At 69.4% G+C, this 16,810-nt stretch carries 14 protein-coding genes; 8 read left to right on the forward strand and 6 right to left on the reverse strand.

Annotation, left to right across the window (positions count from 1 at the left end; all coding sequences use genetic code 11):
- Positions 1-60 precede the first annotated feature (60 nt).
- Complete coding sequence (locus ACLJQ7_RS21160) at positions 61-717, reverse strand: O-methyltransferase (RefSeq protein ID WP_410649933.1); 657 nt, start codon at positions 715-717, stop codon at positions 61-63.
- 32 nt (positions 718-749) lie between these two features.
- Complete coding sequence (locus ACLJQ7_RS21165; protein WP_410649934.1) at positions 750-1,577, reverse strand: ABC transporter ATP-binding protein; 828 nt, start codon at positions 1,575-1,577, stop codon at positions 750-752.
- A gap of 87 nt (positions 1,578-1,664) precedes the next feature.
- Here ACLJQ7_RS21165 and ACLJQ7_RS21170 point away from each other — a divergent pair, with 87 nt between their 5' ends.
- A complete protein-coding gene (locus ACLJQ7_RS21170; protein ID WP_410649935.1) occupies positions 1,665-2,981 on the forward strand; it encodes a PLP-dependent aminotransferase family protein in 1,317 nt (438 codons plus the stop codon).
- Positions 2,982-3,049: 68 nt separating this feature from the next.
- Here ACLJQ7_RS21170 and ACLJQ7_RS21175 read toward each other — a convergent pair whose 3' ends face one another.
- From ACLJQ7_RS21175 to ACLJQ7_RS21185, 3 genes are all read right to left on the reverse strand, one after another.
- Positions 3,050-4,867, reverse strand: coding sequence for a hypothetical protein (locus tag ACLJQ7_RS21175; protein ID WP_410649936.1), 1,818 nt, complete (start codon positions 4,865-4,867; stop codon positions 3,050-3,052).
- A gap of 114 nt (positions 4,868-4,981) precedes the next feature.
- Positions 4,982-6,955 carry an SDR family oxidoreductase gene (locus ACLJQ7_RS21180; protein WP_410649937.1) on the reverse strand — a complete coding sequence of 658 codons (1,974 nt, stop codon included), beginning with the start codon at positions 6,953-6,955 and terminating at the stop codon, positions 4,982-4,984.
- 58 nt (positions 6,956-7,013) lie between these two features.
- Entirely contained in the window at positions 7,014-7,232 is a 219-nt protein-coding gene (locus tag ACLJQ7_RS21185; RefSeq protein ID WP_039922712.1) for a hypothetical protein, read from the reverse strand.
- A 195-nt stretch (positions 7,233-7,427) separates the two neighbouring features.
- On the opposite strand from ACLJQ7_RS21185, the gene ACLJQ7_RS21190 reads away from it, so the two are divergent.
- A complete protein-coding gene (locus ACLJQ7_RS21190; RefSeq protein WP_410649938.1) occupies positions 7,428-8,651 on the forward strand; it encodes an NAD(P)/FAD-dependent oxidoreductase in 1,224 nt (407 codons plus the stop codon).
- A gap of 77 nt (positions 8,652-8,728) precedes the next feature.
- On the opposite strand, the gene ACLJQ7_RS21195 is transcribed toward ACLJQ7_RS21190, so the two are convergent.
- The gene (locus ACLJQ7_RS21195; protein WP_410649939.1) at positions 8,729-9,988 is read right to left on the reverse strand and encodes a Bcr/CflA family multidrug efflux MFS transporter; all 1,260 of its coding nucleotides are present in this window, start codon (positions 9,986-9,988) and stop codon (positions 8,729-8,731) included.
- Between the two features lie 229 nt (positions 9,989-10,217).
- On the opposite strand from ACLJQ7_RS21195, the gene ACLJQ7_RS21200 reads away from it, so the two are divergent.
- Genes ACLJQ7_RS21200 through ACLJQ7_RS21225 form a run of 6 tightly spaced genes read left to right on the forward strand, consistent with a single transcriptional unit; the run spans position 10,218 to position 16,723 of the window.
- Positions 10,218-11,078 carry a fumarylacetoacetate hydrolase family protein gene (locus ACLJQ7_RS21200; RefSeq protein WP_410649940.1) on the forward strand — a complete coding sequence of 287 codons (861 nt, stop codon included), beginning with the start codon at positions 10,218-10,220 and terminating at the stop codon, positions 11,076-11,078.
- Positions 11,078-12,379, forward strand: coding sequence for an enolase C-terminal domain-like protein (locus tag ACLJQ7_RS21205; protein WP_410649941.1), 1,302 nt, complete (start codon positions 11,078-11,080; stop codon positions 12,377-12,379). The genes ACLJQ7_RS21200 and ACLJQ7_RS21205 overlap by 1 nt, the downstream gene beginning before the upstream one ends.
- A complete protein-coding gene (locus tag ACLJQ7_RS21210) occupies positions 12,376-13,134 on the forward strand; it encodes an SDR family NAD(P)-dependent oxidoreductase (protein WP_410649942.1) in 759 nt (252 codons plus the stop codon). Before ACLJQ7_RS21205 ends, ACLJQ7_RS21210 begins: the two co-directional genes overlap by 4 nt.
- A 27-nt stretch (positions 13,135-13,161) precedes the next feature.
- Positions 13,162-14,205, forward strand: coding sequence for a sugar ABC transporter substrate-binding protein (locus ACLJQ7_RS21215; RefSeq protein WP_410649943.1), 1,044 nt, complete (start codon positions 13,162-13,164; stop codon positions 14,203-14,205).
- Positions 14,202-15,722 carry a sugar ABC transporter ATP-binding protein gene (locus tag ACLJQ7_RS21220; protein WP_410649944.1) on the forward strand — a complete coding sequence of 507 codons (1,521 nt, stop codon included), beginning with the start codon at positions 14,202-14,204 and terminating at the stop codon, positions 15,720-15,722. The genes ACLJQ7_RS21215 and ACLJQ7_RS21220 overlap by 4 nt, the downstream gene beginning before the upstream one ends.
- Positions 15,719-16,723 (forward strand): ABC transporter permease, encoded by a 1,005-nt coding sequence (locus ACLJQ7_RS21225; RefSeq protein ID WP_410649945.1) that lies wholly within the window; start codon positions 15,719-15,721, stop codon positions 16,721-16,723. Before ACLJQ7_RS21220 ends, ACLJQ7_RS21225 begins: the two co-directional genes overlap by 4 nt.
- Positions 16,724-16,810 lie beyond the last annotated feature (87 nt).

The following is a 16,810-nucleotide window of genomic DNA, read 5'->3' on the forward strand; positions in this document are numbered from 1 at the left end:
CGTGTGATCAGACGGACGACACGCGTGTCTGGATGGACGACACGCGCGTCGCCGGGGCCGTCAGGGCTTCACGAGCACGACGGTGAGCCCGTCATAGCCCTTGCTGCCGACGGTCTGGACGGCCGTCGCGTCGACGCGGGGTTCGGCGGCGATCATCTCGTGCAGCCGCCTGATCCCTTGGACGTTCGGGTCTTCGCTGGCGGCGTCGGTCACCGCGCCACCGCGGACGACGTTGTCTACCACGATCACGCCACCGGGGCGGACGAGCTTCAGCGACGCCTCGAAGTAGGCCGGGTTGTTGACCTTGTCGGCGTCGATGAACGCCAGATCGATCGGGCCCTCGACCGACGGCAGCAGGTCCAGCGCCTTGCCGACGCGGACGTCGACCAGCCCGCCGAGCCCGGCCGCTTCGATGTTGCCGCGCGCGACCTCGGCGTGCTTCGGGTCGAATTCGAGGGTGACGAGCCTGCCCTGCGGCGGCAGGGCGCGGGCGAGCCAGATCGTGCTGTACCCACCGAGCGTGCCGATCTCCAGGATGGACCGGGCGCCGATCATCCTCGCCATCAGGTTGAGCAGTTTGCCCTGGTTCGGCGCGACGGCGATCGACGGCAGCCCGGCCTGATCCGACGCCTCACGCGCGCCTTCGAGGGCGGGATCGGCCGGGATGAGCACTCCGGACAGGTAGTCGTCCACTTCGGACCACAGTTGCTGTGACATGGCACCTCCGCCGCCAACCTACTCCGAGATGATCACGCGGCGCGGCGCCCGGCCTTCGGGATCACCAGCGGGGTCCCGGTTTCGGGGCACGGCATCACCCGGCAGGGCAGCTCGAAGATCTTCTCGACGTTCGTCGCCGTCACGACGTCTTCGGGCGCGCCCGTCGCCAGTACCTCTCCGTCCCGCATCGCGATCATGTGCGTCGCGTAGCGGGCGGCGTGGTTGAGGTCGTGCAGCACCGCGACGAGCGTCCGGCCCTGCTCCTGGTGCAGTTGCGCGCACAGGTCGAGGATGTCCATCTGGTGCGCGATGTCCAGGTAGGTCGTCGGCTCGTCGAGGAGCAGGAGGTCCGTCTCCTGCGCGAGCGCCATCGCCATCCACACGCGCTGCCGCTGACCACCGGACAGTTCGTCGACCAGCCGCTCGGCCAGGTCGTCGACCCCGGTGGCGCGCATGGACTCCGCGACCACGGTGGCGTCCTCACGGGACCACTGGCGCAGCAGCCGCTGATGCGGATACCGGCCGCGCGCGACGAGGTCGGCGACGGTGATGCCGTCGGGCGCGATCGAACTCTGCGGCAGCAGGCCGAGCCGCCGGGCGACCTCCTTGGCGGGGAAGGAGCTGATCACCTGTCCGTCGAGGAACACCGAACCCTGGCGGGGTTTGAGCATCCGGGCGAGCGCGCGCAGCAGCGTCGTCTTGCCGCAGGCGTTCGGGCCGACGATGACGGTGAACGACCGGTCGGGGATGACCACCCCGAGGTCTTCGGCCACGGTCCGACCGTCGTAGGCGAGCGTCAGCGCGTCCGCGTGCAGGCGGGACGTCGTGCTCTGCTCGGTGAGGGTTTCCACGGTCTCCACGCAGGTTAGGCTAACCTAGGAGACCGCCGTTGTGGTGTTCCGTAGGTCGCAGTCGGCTCACAACGCCCTCCGATGACATCATGAGGCGTGGAGGACTACCGGATAGTCGCGGACGAGATCTCCGCCGACGTCGAGGCGGGAAGGCTTCGTCCTGGCGACCGGCTGCCCCCGCAGCGGCGGTTCGCCCGCGAACGCGGGATCGCGAACTCGACCGCCGCCAGGGTCTACGGCGAACTCGTCCGGAGAGGCGTCGTGGTCGGCGAGGTCGGCCGGGGCACGTTCGTCCGTGCCGGGAGGCCGCCGTTGGAGACCGCGCTCGCCGAACCCGGTGGCGCGACGGTCGACCTCGAACTCAACTTCGCCGTCCTCCCGGAGCAAACGGCGCTGGTCGGGAAGGCGCTGGAGCCGTTGCTGCGCGACGACGTCCTGACGGCGGCGCTGCGGCCGGGAAGCGCTTCCGGCTCGAAGCAGGCACGTGACGCCGTCGCCGGGCTGCTCGCGAAGCAAGGCTGGACGCCGGAAATCCTCTTCGCCGGAAGCGGGCGCCAGGCCATCGCGGCCGCCATCGCCGCCTTCGTACCGATGGGGGAACGTCTCGCCGTCGAAGCCATCACCTATCCCGTGGTCAAGGCGCTCGCCGGACGGCTCGGCGTCCAGCTGGTGCCCATCGAGACCGACGACCTGGGTCTCATTCCCGAGGCGCTCGAAGCCGCGTCCGTCCGCGCGCTGTACGTCCAGCCGACGCTGCACAACCCGCTCGGGTCCACAATGGACGAAGCGCGGCGGGTCGAGCTGGCGGAAACCGTGCGCCGGATGGACATCCCGGTGATCGAGGACGGCATTTACACCTTCCTTCGCCCCGAGGTCCGCCCGTTCGCGGCGTACGCGCCGGAACGCACGGTGTTCGCCGACAGTATGTCCAAACGGCTCGCCCCCGGCCTTACCACCGGATTCCTCGCCGTGCCGGCGGAATGGACGGAACGGCTGGCCGCGGCGGTGCGCTCGGGCGGCTGGGTCGCGCCCCGGTTCGCCGTCGAGGCCGCCACGCGGTGGATCACCGGCGGGACCCTGGAAACCGTCGAGCGGGCGAAACGGCTCGACGCCGCGGAACGCCAGCGGGTGACGGCGGCCCGGCTGGCCGGGTTCACCCTGCGCGCCGATCCGCAGGCGTATCACTGCTGGTGGGAACTCCCCGAACACTGGCGCGCCGAGACCTTCGTCGCCGCGGCCGCGCGCCGCGGGATCGCGGTCACCCCGGCGGCCGCGTTCGCCGTCGTCCCCGGTCACGCCCCGAACGCGGTCCGCCTCGCCGTCTCGTCGCCGCCCCTGGAGACGCTCGGGACCGCTTTGGACGTCCTCGCCGGACTCGCCTCCGGCCGCCCCGAGGACGCCGGCGTCGATTGACCCCCGCGTTTCGTCCTCTGAATGCGGTAGTTGCGTGTGCAAGGACCGCATTCAGAGGACGAAACGCATCAGGGGCGAGGCGCCCACTTGCCGATGAAACTGCCACAGGTGACGGTCTGTCCGGTGAGCCGCGACCGCAGCGCGTTCTCCAGCCCGAGGTAGTCGAAGATCGGCGCGTCCCCGGCGACCTCGGCGGGTACCGGCCCGCCCTTGGCCAGGGCCGGCATGCTCACGGTCTGAAACAGCACCAGGTAGTCGCCTTCGCGGTTGAGTGCGTCGGCCGTCGCGAGCATGCGTTCCGGAGCGTCGGCGACGATCTCCAGCGGCAGCGGCCATTCCAGCGGGAACGGGTTGCGCAGGCCGAAGGCGGGATAGGCGAACGGGTTGTCCGGCAGGACGGCCGTGCGCCCCGCGGGGAAGCGCGTGACGCAGTCCTGGATCTGGGAGATGTAGGTGAAGGTGCCCGGGTTCGTCCGGATCCCGCGCATCGACGGCGTCACCTCGCCGAGGTCACCGGTCAGTTTCTCGTGCGCCATGTCGAGGTACGCCGCCTCGTCGTGGTGCGCGACCACGGCCCAGCCCGACGCCAGCACCGCGACCAGGCCCATCGCCGTGGCGCCGGCCAGCCCGACCCGGCGGGGCGGCTCCGGCAGGGGTGGCAGCGCGTCCGACAGCAGCAGGATCGCCGTCAGCGCCAGTGTCCCGGTGAACAGCGTCGGCGTGTCGTTCCCCCAGGACAGGCTGGTCATGAAGCCGGTCGCGAAAACGAGCGCGCCCATTCTCGGGAAACGCCGCGACGCGACCCAGTTCACCACGAGCGCGACACCGAGGATCCACCAGAGGACGTCCGCCCAGCGCGACGCGCCGGTGAAGTGCCCGTCGACGACGGTGCCGACCACCACCGCCACGCCGGCCAGGAGCAGCAGCCGCGAGAGGACCGCGCCGGCGAACCCCGCGCGGTCGCGGAAGATCCCGAGCAGGGCCAGGAACAGTCCGGCGATCGCGAACAAAGTCAAGCCTCGCACCGGTGGCCGCAGCAGGGACGCGGGATCTTCCAGCCACAGCCCGAGAAGGCGCTCGCCATACGCGGGCAGGCCGCCGGTGAGCTGCTCGGCCATCGCGCCGAGCCCGCCGTCGAGGGTGACGATTCCGAGGTAGAACACCAGGAAAGCGCCCAGCGCCGTCAGATCCCAGGCCAGCCGCGCCCACCAGCGGCCGGTGCGGAACGCGCCTTCCCGCAGCGACGGATGCAGCAGCAGCCAGCACAGCGCGATCAGCGGCACCGGCGCGAAACTCTGTTTGACGAACACCGCGGTGCCCAGCAGCGCCAGGCCGAGCCGCCGCGGCCAGGCCTTGCCGTTGCGCAGCCCCGAATCCAGTGCCCAGGCACCGCAGGCGGTCAGGAAGATCCCGTCGATCGTGTGCCAGGCCATCAGCGGGAAGGCGTTGAGGTTCAGCAGCGACGCGGCCGCCGTCAGCCCGGTGAGCCCCGGACCCCAGTCGCGGACGCGGCGGCGGGTGACCAGTACGGCGAACGCGATGGTCGCCAGGATGATCTCCAGCATGCTGAGCACGCTGGAGACGAAGAACAGCGGCCCCGGCAGCGCGAAGTCGACGATGTGCAGGTACGCCGAACCCAGCGGCCGCGCGGAGATGATGTCGGAATGCGGGACCTCGCCGTGCCGTACCCGCCACGCCTGGGCGAGGATGAAACCCTGGTCCGACGGGTGGAAACCGAAGCGCCCCACCCGAAGCTCGGTGGCGATGGCGAGCGCGAACACCCAGGCCACGTGCAAGGAAAGCCGTAGCACTGTCCTGGAAGGACGTGCCGCTGATGTCACTGCCGCGTCCGGTCCGGTCGACAGCGGGGGACTGGCGACGTCCACACTGCCCCTTCCCGCCTCGTCCTGCCTCGGCCCGTGCCCGCCGACCCCCCGGCGTATCGGAAACCGATGGTAGCGGCCGGGGGCGTCCCCCGAACGAGCCCCGGCGGCGGGACGTCAGGGACGGCGGCGCCAGACCAGCCGGGTGACCGCGCCCGCCACCGAGGCCAACGGACCCTTCCGGGGCAGGCCACGGGATTCCGGCGCGGATTCGGGCATGGCGCGGTAGACGAGGTGGGCGAAGAAGCGGGTCGTCTTGGGTGCGACGAGCGTCACGAGTTCGGCGGCCGTGCCTTCGGGCAGGTTCAGGATCTCGGGGCGTTTCTCCAGTGCCTTCACCACGAGCGAGGCGGCGCGTTCGGGAGAACTCGACGGCATCCCGCGATAGGACCCGGTCGGCGTGATCATGTCGGTGCGTACCAGCGGCATCCGGACCGAGGTGAAGGTGACGCCGTCGGAAAGCGTTTCCCGCCCCGCGGTCAGCCCGAACTCCTCCAGCGCTGCCTTCGAGGCCAGATAAGCGGAAAACCTCGGCGTGTCCGTTTGTAGTCCTTGGGTGGTCACGTTGACGACGTGCCCGAATCCGCGCGCGGTCATCGACGGCAGCAGTCCCAGCGTCAGCCGTACGGGACCGAAGTAATTGATCGCCATCGTGCGCTCGAAGTCGTGAAACCGTTCGGTGGACAGCGAAAGCGACCGCCGGATCGACCGGCCCGCGTTGTTGACCAGCATGTCGACGGCGCCGTGCGCGGCGAGCACGTCCTTGACCAGAGCGTCGACGGCACCGCCGTCGGTGAGGTCGCACGGATACGCCGACGCCTTCCCGCCCGCCGCGACGATCTGCTCGCGGACCTGTTCGAGTTCGTCGGCGCGCCTGGCCACGAGGATCACTTCGCCGCCCTTCGCGGCGACGGCCAGCGCGGACGCGCGACCGATCCCCGAGGACGCGCCGGTGATCAGCACCTTGCGGCCGTCGAGGGGTTCCGGGCCGGGACGGCGACGACCGCGGTCGGGATCCAGATGCTCCAGCCAGTACCGATAGAGCGGACCGGCGTACTCCTTCAACGGCGGCAACGTGATCCCGCTGCCTTCGAGCGCGGCCGTGGTCGCGCTCGTGTCGAAGTCGACCTCCATGCTCAGATGCGGCAGCACTTCGAGCGGGATGCCGAGTTCGGCCAGCACCGCCGCGCGGGCCGAACGCCCGCCGGGGACGCGGTCGAATCCGGCGGCCGCGGATTTCGCCAGCCGGGTTCCGGCACGCTTCAGCGCTCCGGACGGTCCGGGAGGAAGGACCGCGGAGATCTTCGGCCCGCCCGCGGCTCGCGCGAAGGCGTTGTAGACCTCGTGAAGCGGCTGTGGCCGCGGCGACGCGAGGTGGTACGTGCTGCCACTGGGCGCGTCGACGTGCATGAGGTGCTCCATCGCTTCGACGACGTAGTCGACCGGAACGATGTTCGTGGCGCCGAGATCCGGCGCGGCCAGCGGAAGACGACGGGGAAGCGCGGCGAGCCGCGAGATCGCGGGAAGGAAGTAGTACGGACCGTCGATCTTGTCCATCTCACCGGTCCGCGAATCGCCGGCCACGGCGGACGGCCGGTACACGCGGAACGGCGTTTTCCCGTGCTCTCGCACGAGTTTCTCCGCCTCGAACTTCGTCGCGTGGTACGGCGACGCGAAACTCTGGCCGAGGTCGAAATCGGCCTCGGTGAACCGCCCGGCGTACTGCCCGGCGACCGCGATCGACGAGACGTGGTGAAAGAGTCCGGCCTTCGCGGCGGTGGCGAACTCCAGGACGTTGCGGGTGCCGTCGACGTTGGCCGCGCGGTTCGCCGCTTCGTCCGCGGTGAGGTCGTAGATCGCGCCGAGATGCACGACATGGTCGAGGGGCCCCAGACGGGCGGGATCGATGCCGAGCGAGGGTTCGGTCAGATCGCCGGTGACGGGAACGAGCTTCTCGTGGCTCGAGAGCTTCCCGCGTGAAGTCTCCCGCACGAGAACGTGGACGGCTACGGTCTCAGGTCGCCGTAGTAGGCGTGCGACCAGGCGTTTTCCCAGAAAACCCGTCGCGCCCGTCACGAAGTAGGTGGTCATGGCCTGCTCCTTCCGAACGGAGCCGACTCTACCTACTCAGAAGTAGGAACGGTAGTTGTCATTCACTGTGGTCCGGATGTTCGGCCACCGCGACGACGGCGTCGCGGAGCGCGGCGCGCAGGCGCCCCACGTCCAGCGGCCCGAGTACGGCGGCCTCTCCGGGCGGTGCCACGAGCACGATCTTGTCGCTGCTCACGAACACCGTCACGTCCCTGCGCCTGCCCGCCAGATCCCGGCAGCCGACCGACCATTCGTCCCGGGGTGCCAACGTCCTCATCCTCCCGTATCCCATGATCTCCCTTTCTCGTCCGAGGCTGGGACGAGGCGCTTTCGGGGCCGTGACGCGGGTTACCCGACATTCCTACTGATGGGTTAACCGAACCTGCACATCGTGATCGACTTCCGCTTTCGCTAGGCCGGACGAGGAGGGACGGGAGTAGCGTCCGGGGGAGGACTGCTTGGGAGGTCATCGATGCCCGAACCCAGGAAGATCGTCATCGTCGGAGCCGGTCTCGCCGGAGCGACAGCGGCCGGAACGCTGCGAGAACGCGGCTACGCGGGGGAAATCCTGCTGCTCGGCACCGACACGCATCGCCCGTACGAATTACCGCCCTTGTCCAAAGGACTTTTGCTGGGTAACACCGATGAACCCGACTGGGTGCACGACGAGGGTTTCCACGAAGAAAAGGACATCGCGTTCAAGAACGGCGTGACCGCGACCAGGATCGAACTCGGCACGCGGCTCGTGCACGACGACGCGGGTGGTGAACACCGTTTCGACCGGCTCGTACTCGCGACCGGCTCGCGGCCGCGCTCGCTGCCCGTACCCGGCGGGGACCTGCCCGGACTACGGACCCTGCGCACCCTCGACGACGCGCTGGCGCTGCGCTCGGCGCTGAAGGACGCCGGACGGGTGGTGATCGTCGGCGCGGGCTGGATCGGGACCGAGGCCGCGGCGGCCGCCAGGGAGCACGGCGCCGAGGTGACCGTGGTCGACCAGGTCGGCTCACCGCTGCTCGCGGTGCTGGGCGAGCAGGTGTCCGGGGTCTTCAAGGATCTGCACACCGAGCACGGCGTGAACTGGCGTCTGGGTGAAGGCGTCGCCGGATTCACCGGCGGCCCGGACGGGGTGACGGGCGTTCGCCTGAAGAGTGGTGACGAGCTTTCCGCGGACGTCGTGCTGGTGGCCGTCGGCGCCGCGCCGCGGGTCGATCTCGTGCACGCCGCCGGGCTGGAACTGTCGGACGACGGAGGTGTCTGCGCCGACGCCGGCCTGCGGACGGCGGCGCCCGACGTCTACGCCATCGGCGACATCGCCGCGCAGTTCCATCCCCGCTACGGAAAACGTGTCCGCGTCGAGCACTGGTCGAACGCGAAGTGGCAGGGCGAGCACGTCGCCGGAAACCTGCTGGGCGAGCACGAACCGTACCTGCGGAGCCCTTATTTCTTCTCGGACCAGTACGACCTCGGCTGCGAATACCGGGGGCTCGCCGATCCGGAAGCGGATCAGTTGGTGGTGCGGGGCGACCTCGCGTCGCGCGACTTCACGGCGTTTTGGCTGCGTGACGGGCAGGTGACCGCCGCGATGAACGTCAACCAGTGGGATGACGGGGACGCCTTGAAGGCCCTGGTCGAGGGACGCGCGGCGGTGACCGCGGAGCAGCTGAGGACGGCCGACCTCAAGTCGCTGGGGTGACCCCTCGGGATGCTAGGAAAGGACCTTTCCTCGCAAAATTTGCAAGGAAAGGTCCTTTCCTAGCGCGCGTCAGGGGGTCAGGCCTCCTGTGCGACGGGCGCGAGAGGCACCGAAGCCACCGAAGGCCGCGTCATGGTCCCGAAGGCCAGCAGCGCCAGCACGCCGAAGGCCGCCATCACGATCCCCATCGGGACAGCGGTGCTCGCGCCGCCCAGCCCGACCAGCGGCGTCGCCAGTCCGCCGACGACGAACTGCAGCACGCCCAGCAGCGCCGACGCCGAACCAGCGGACCGCGCCTGCTCGGCGAGCGCCAGCGAACTCGCGTTCGGCGCCACCATGCCGATGCTCGACACCAGGACGAACAGCGGGACCAGCAGCCCGATCAGGCCGAGGTCCAGTACCGCCGCGGCCAGGACGCCGAATCCGGCGACCGCCGCGATGACGAGACCGACGGTCAGCAGGGTCCGTTCCGGGAAGCGGCCGACGATGCGCCCGTTCAGCTGGCCGACGGCCACGATGCCGATGCCGTTGAGCCCGAACACCAGGCTGTACGCCTGCGGGCTGAGGCCGTAGACGCCTTGCAGCGCGAAGGACGAGCCGGAGATGTAGGCGAACAGGCTCCCGAACATGAGCCCCGAGGCCAGCGCGTAGCCGAGGAAGCCGCGGTCCCGGAGCAGGCTCGCGTACTTCCGCATCACCGAGCCGAACCGCGCGGGGGTACGGCGTTCCTCGGGGAGGGGTTCGGGCAGCAGGGAGAAGACGACGGCGAGCAGGATCGCGCCGAACGCGGTCAGGCAGACGAACACGCCGCGCCACGACGTCCAGTTCATGATCTGGCCGCCGATGATCGGCGCCAGGATCGGGGCGAGCCCGTTGACCAGCATGAGCAGCGAGAAGAACTTCGTCATCGCGGTGCCGGAGTAGAGGTCGCGCACGGTCGCCCTGGCGATCACGATGCCGGCCGCGGCGCCGAAGGCCTGGACGCCGCGTGCGGCGATGAGCAGTTCGGCGGTCGGGGCGACGGCGCACAGGATCGAGCCGACGATGTAGAGCGCGAGGCCCGCCACGAGCGGTTTGCGGCGGCCGATCGCGTCGGACAGCGGTCCGAGGATCAGCTGGCCGATGGCGAGCCCGATGATGAACGCGCTCAGCGTGAGCTGGACGGTCGCGTCCGCCGCGCGCAGTTCGCCCGCCATCTGCGGCAGCGCGGGCAGGTACATGTCGATGGACAGGGGCCCGAAGGCGGACAGGCCGCCGAGGATCAGGACGAATCGGGCGCGTCCGCTCGTGCGGGGCCGCGCGACGGTTTCTTCCACCCGCTCGGGCGCGATGGTCATGCTCGTTCCTTCCCCAGTCATGGTTCCGCGAGGAACAACTTGCTTAGAGTAGGTAACTATTCCCGCTGTGAGTCTCGCCACCCGGACTTCGCAAGACTGATCCGATCAATTTTCCATTCGAATCCGAACGGCCCTAGATCTTGGCGAAGGTTGTCGGGTATACATCGGATGTCTGTTCGTCGCGTTGGGAGCCGTTGATTGCTGGCGGTTCGGCTTGAAGGGAAAATCCGTGCAGCTGTTGCGACTCGGGGAGCCGGGAAGTGAGCGTCCGTTCGTACGTGCCGGGGACGGCACGCTGCGCGACCTCTCGGGGCTGACCGCCGATATCGATGGCGGCTTCTTCGCGAGCGACGGCGTGGCCAGGGTCGCCGCCGCGCTGGCCGCCGGTGAGCTGCCCGAAGCCGGCTCCGAAGCCGCGCGGGCCAGGGTGGGCGCGCCGATCGCGCGGCCCGGCAAGGTCGTCTGCATCGGCCTCAACTACCGGCAGCACGCCGAGGAGTCCGGCGCCGAGGTCCCGGGCGAACCGGTCGTCTTCATGAAGGCGCCCGACGTCGTGGTCGGCCCGGAGGACGACGTGCTCGTGCCGCGCGGTTCGACCAAGACCGACTGGGAGGTCGAGCTCGGCGTCGTCATCGGCAAGACCGCGCGCTACCTCGAAAGCGCCGAAGAGGCTCTGGGGTGCGTCGCCGGCTACACCGTCTCGAACGACGTGTCCGAGCGCGAGTTCCAGCTCGAACGCGGCGGCACCTGGGACAAGGGCAAGTCGTGCGAGAACTTCAATCCGCTCGGCCCGTGGCTGGTCACCGCCGACGAGGTCCCCGACCCGCAGGCCCTCGGCCTGCGGTTGTGGGTCAACGGCGAGAAGAAGCAGGACTCGTCGACCAAGGACATGATCTTTTCGGTGGCCGAGATCGTGCGCTACCTGAGCCGGTTCATGGTGCTGCGCCCCGGCGACCTCATCAACACCGGCACTCCGCAGGGCGTCGCCCTCGGGCAGCCGGACCCCAAGCCGTACCTGCGCGAAGGGGACGTCATCGAGCTCGAAATCGACGGCCTCGGCCGTCAGCGCCAGAACGTCAGGCAGGCGTGATGGCGAAGATCGTGGGCATGGAGGTGCTCGACGTCCGGTTCCCCACTTCGCGGGACCTCGACGGTTCGGACGCCATGAACCCGGACCCGGACTACTCGGCCGCGTACGTCGTGCTGCACACCGACGGCGGTCCGGACGGCTACGGGCTCGCCTTCACCATCGGGCGCGGCAACGACGTCCAGGCCGCGGCGATCCGCGCGCTGGAGCCGCATGTCGTCGGCAGGGACGTGCCGGCCGACGCCGCCGCACTCGGTGCTCTGTCGAGGGCACTGGTCGGAGACTCGCAACTGCGTTGGCTCGGCCCGGAAAAGGGTGTCGCGCACATGGCGATCGGCGCGGTCGTCAACGCCGCCTGGGACCTCGCCGCGCGCATCGCGGGGCTCCCGGTGTGGCGTTTCGCCGCCGAGATGTCGCCGGAGGACCTGGTCTCCCTCGTCGACTTCCGCTACCTGTCCGACGCGCTGACCGAGCAGGAGGCGCTCGACATCCTCCGCGCCGCCGAACCGGGCCGCGCCGAACGCATCGCCCGGATCGAGCGCGACGGATACCGCGCGTACAGCACTTCCCCCGGTTGGCTCGGCTACTCGGACGCGAAACTGGTTCGGCTCGCCGAGCAGGCGGTGGCGGACGGCTTCGAGATGATCAAGCTGAAGGTCGGCGGGAATCTGGAGGACGACGTCCGCCGGATGAAGCTCGCCCGCGAGACCGTCGGTCCGGACATCCAGGTGGCCGTCGACGCGAACCAGCGCTGGGACGTCTCGACCGCGATCACCTGGATGACCGCGCTGGCGCCGTACGACCCGTACTGGATCGAGGAACCCACCTCGCCCGACGACGTGCTCGGGCACGCCGCGATCGCCAAGGCGCTCGCCCCGATCCGGGTGGCCACCGGCGAGCACGTCCAGAACCGCGTGGTGTTCAAGCAACTGCTGCAGGCGAGCGCGATCTCGGTACTGCAGCTGGACGCCGCCAGGGTCGGCGGGTTCAACGAGAACCTGGCGATCCTGTTGCTGGCGGCCAAGTTCGGGATCCCGGTGTGCCCGCACGCCGGCGGTGTCGGGCTCTGCGAACTCGTCCGGCACCTGTCGATGTTCGATTTCGTGGCGGTGTCCGGTTCCGACGCCGACCGGTCCATCGAATGGGTCGACCACCTCCACGAGCATTTCACCGATCCGGCCGCCGTCGTCGACGGCCGCTACGTCGCCCCGTCCGCGCCGGGTTTCTCGGCCCGGATGCACGACGCGACGCTGCGCCGGTTCACCTTCCCCGACGGTCCGGAATGGACGGAGACAAGCAAGTGAGTGAGTTCGAAGGCCTCGTCGCGGCGGTCACCGGAGGCGCGTCGGGAATCGGCAGGGCCACCGCGGACCTGCTCGCCTCGCGCGGGGCGAAGGTCGCGGTCCTCGACCTGAACCCCGGCGACCTTCCCGAAGGTCTCGCCGGATTCCGCTGCGACGTCGGTGCCGACGAAGAGGTCCGGTCGGCGATCGACGCGGTCGCGGACCGGTTCGGCAGGCTCGACGTCCTGGTCAACAACGCGGGCATCGGCGCGCAGGGTGACGTCACCGCCAACGGCGACGACGAATGGCACCGCGTGCTCGACATCAACGTCGTCGGCATGGTGCGGCTGGCGCGGGCGGCGTTGCCGCATCTCAAGAACTCGCCGTCGGCCGCGATCGTCAACACCTGCTCGATCGCCGCGTGGGCGGGCCTGCCCGACCGCGCGCTGTACTCGGCCAGCAAGGGCGCGGTGCTCTCGCTGACCCTGGCGATGGCGACCGACCACCTCGCCGACCGGATCCGGGTCAACTGCGTCTGCCCCGGCACCGCGGACACCCCGTGGGTCGGCAGGCTGCTCGACGCCGCGGGCGATCCGGAGGCCGAACGCGCCGCGCTGGCCGCCCGTCAGCCGATGGGCAGGCTGGTCACCGCGGACGAGGTCGCGAACGCGGTCGTGTACCTCGCCAGCCCGCTGTCGGCTTCGACCACCGGCACGGCGCTCGCTGTCGACGGAGGTATGTACGGGCTGCGTCCGCGCGGCCCGGTCCAGCAGTAGTTTTTCGCTGTCATCAAGGAGGATGCGGTGCGTACGAGGGTGATCAAGGTGGCCGCCGCGGCCACCGTGCTCGGGCTGACCCTGTCGGCGTGTGGGTCCACAAAGGACAACGCCGCCAACGCTCCCCAGGGTGCGGGCGGAGGCGGCAAGGTCGGCGCGACGATCCCGTTGCTGACCTCGCCGTTCTGGCAGGCCTACAACAACTACGTACCGCTGAAGGCGAAGGAACAGGGCGTCGAGGCGCTGCCGACGGTCAACGCGGACAGCGACTCGGCGAAGCAGATCACCGACATCAACACCCTGCTCAACCAGGGCGTCAAGGGCCTGGTCGTGACGCCGCTGGACTCCGCCGCCGTCGTCGCGGGACTCAAGGTGGCGGAGAACAAGGGTGTCCCGGTGGTCGCGGTCGACGTCGCGCCGGAGAGCGGCAAGGTCGCGATGGTGGTGCGCGCGGACAACAAGGCGTACGGCACCAAGGCCTGCGAGGCGATCGGCGCGAAGGTGACGTCGGGCAAGGTCGTGCAGGTCATGGGTGATCTGGCCTCGGTCAACGGCCGCGACCGCTCCGAAGCGTTCCGGCAGTGCATGAAGACGAAGTACCCGGACGTCCAGGTGCTGGAGGTCGCCGCCGAGTGGAAGGCGGACAAGGCCTCGTCCGGTTTGGACAGTCTGCTGACCGCGAACCCCGACATCAAGGCCGTGTACATGCAGGCGGGCGGCGTGTACCTGGCGCCGACGCAGCAGGCGCTCAAGCGCAAGAACCTCTACTTCCCGGTCGGCGACCCGAAGCATGTCGTGCTGGTCAGCAACGACGGCATCCCGCAGGAACTGGCCGCGATCCGCGCCGGCGAACTCGACGTGACCGTCTCGCAGCCCGCCGACGACTACGCCAAGTACGGTATGTACTGGATCAAGAAGGCCATGGCGGGCGAGACCTTCAAGGCGGGGCCGACCGATCACGGCAGCACCGTCGTCGAGGTGCGCCCCGGCATCCTGGAAGACCAGCTCCCCGCTCCCGTCGTCACCAAGGACAACGTGGACGACAAGGCCCTCTGGGGGAACAACCTGTGAGCGCGCTGCCCGCCGGATCCGCCGCCGTGCCGGTGGTCAGCGCACAGGGCGTCGGCAAACGCTACGGGCCCACCATGGCGCTGTCCGACGTCAGCCTCACCGTGCACCCCGGCGAGTCGCACGCGCTCGTCGGCCGCAACGGTGCCGGGAAGTCGACCCTCGTCTCCATCCTCACCGGACTGTCCAAAACGGACACCGGTCGCGTCGAGTTCGGCGGTGTTCCCGCACCGCCTTTGTCCAGGCAGGACGACTGGAAACGCGCGGTCGCCTGCGTCTACCAGCACGCGATGGTCGTCCCGCAGCTGACCGTCGCGGAGAACCTGTTCCTGAACCGCCAATCCGGCAAGGGTTTCGCGATCGGCTGGCAGCGGTTGCGCCGTCAGGCACGGGAACTGCTCGACTCCTGGGATGTGCGGGTCGACGTCGACACCCCGGCGGGTGAGCTTTCGGTGGAGGACCGGCAGTTCGTCGAGATCGCCAGGGCGCTTTCCTACGGTGCCCGGTTCATCGTGCTGGACGAGCCGACGGCGCAGCTGGACAGCCAGGCGATCGAACGGCTCTTCGCGCGGATGCGCCAGATGCAGGACAACGGGGTGACGTTCCTGTTCATCTCGCATCACCTCCACGAGGTCTACGAAGTCTGTCAGGCGGTCACCGTGCTGCGCGACGCCAAGCACATCCTGACCGCGCCGGTCTCCGAGGTCGGCCGTGCCGAGCTGATCGACGCGATGACCGGCGAGCAGGGCGGGCTTTCGGTGCGCGACGCCTCCGCCCGCGAGGCGCTGGCCGCGGACGCCGACGAGGTGCTGACCGTCGACGGCCTCTCCGGTGACGGCTTCGAGGATGTGACGTTCCGGATCCATCGCGGTGAGGTGATCGGGCTCGCGGGCAGCAACGCCAGCGGCAAGCACCAGGTCGCCGAAACCGTGTACGGCTTGCGCTCGCCGTCATCCGGCACGGTCCGGGTGGACGGGCAACCGCTGAAACCGGGCGACATCCCGGCCGCGATCCGCGCCGGGATCGGCTGCGTGCCGAGGGACCGGCATCACGAGGGACTGGTGCTGGAGCATTCCGTGGCGGACAACGCCACACTGTCCATTCTGGACCGAATGGGGAAGGGTGGCCTGGCGTCGCCGGGCACGCGATACGGCCGGGCCGCCCAGGCGTTGAAGGATTACGACATCGTCGCGGCCGACGCGGACCAGCCGGTGTCCGACCTTTCCGGCGGCAATCAGCAGAAGGTCGTCCTCGCCCGCGCGCTGGCCGGGGATCCGCGACTGGTGGTGCTGATCAACCCGACCGCGGGCGTGGACGTGAAGTCGAAGGAGGCGCTGCTCGCGGTCGTCGACCGGGTGCGCGCGGAGGGCAAGGCGGTGCTGATCGTCAGTGACGAGCTGGACGATCTTCGGCTGAGCGACCGGGTGCTGGTGCTGCGCGCCGGTGCCGTGGTCGCCGAACACCGGGCGGGCTGGTCGGACGGCGACCTGGTGGCCGACATCGAAGGAGTCGAACGGTGACCGATCCGAAGACTTCGTCGTTCGCGGGCCCGCCCCGCCGCCGGAAGTTCCGCTGGCTGCGCGAACTCGCCCTGGTGCCCGCGCTCATCGTGGTGCTGATCATCGGAGGACTGATCAGTGACACGTTCCTGACCTTCGGCAGCATCGTCGGAATCCTGTCCGCCTCGGCCGCGCTGTCGATGGTGGTGCTGGGCGAATCGCTGGTGCTGCTCACCGGGAAGTTCGACCTGTCACTGGAATCCACCATGGGCATGGCGCCCGCACTGGGCGCGATGCTGGTCATCCCGGTGGCGTCCTCGGGTTTCGGCACCGAGATCCCCGGCTTCGCGGGCATCCTCGCCGTGCTGGTGGCCGGTGCCGCGGTCGGCTTCGTGAACGGCTTCCTGATCGTCAAGCTGAAGCTGAACGCCTTCATCGTCACGCTGGCGATGCTGACCGTGCTGCGCGGCACGCAGATCGGGTCCACGCAGGGGAAGACGCTCTTCGATCAGCTGGACGTGTTCACCGCGCTGGCCACGACGACGTTCATCGGACTGCCGATGTCGGTGTGGCTGGCCGCGACGCTGTTCACCGTGTTCGGGCTGGGGCTGCGGTATCACCGGATCGGCCGGTCGCTGTACGCCATCGGCGGCAACCGGGAGGCCGCGCGGGCCGCCGGTATCCGCGTCGACCGGATCTCGTGGGGTGTCTTCGTGGTCGCCGGTGTGCTGGCCGCGCTCGGCGGGCTCGCGTACACCGGCTACGTCGGCGCGCTCGGCGCGGATCAGGGCGACGGATTGATCCTTCAGGTGTTCGCGGCTGCGGTGATCGGCGGTGTCTCACTGGACGGTGGGAAGGGCACGCTGGTCGGGGCGCTCACCGGCGTGCTGCTCCTGCAGACGGTCACGAACCTGCTGCAGGTGGCGCAGGTGCCGCCGGAATGGCTGAAGGCGATCTACGGCGTGATCATCCTGGTCGCGTTGATCATCTCCCGCTATGCCGGCGGGAAGGCCCAGACCTAGTACACCGATGCAATGAAGGGGCCTTTCATTGCAAAATTTGCGATGAAAGGCCCCTTCATTGCACGGCGTAAGAGCTATCGGAAGCCT

The sequence above is a fragment of the Amycolatopsis sp. cmx-4-54 genome, assembly GCF_046548895.1.
Lineage (GTDB): Bacteria > Actinomycetota > Actinomycetes > Mycobacteriales > Pseudonocardiaceae > Amycolatopsis.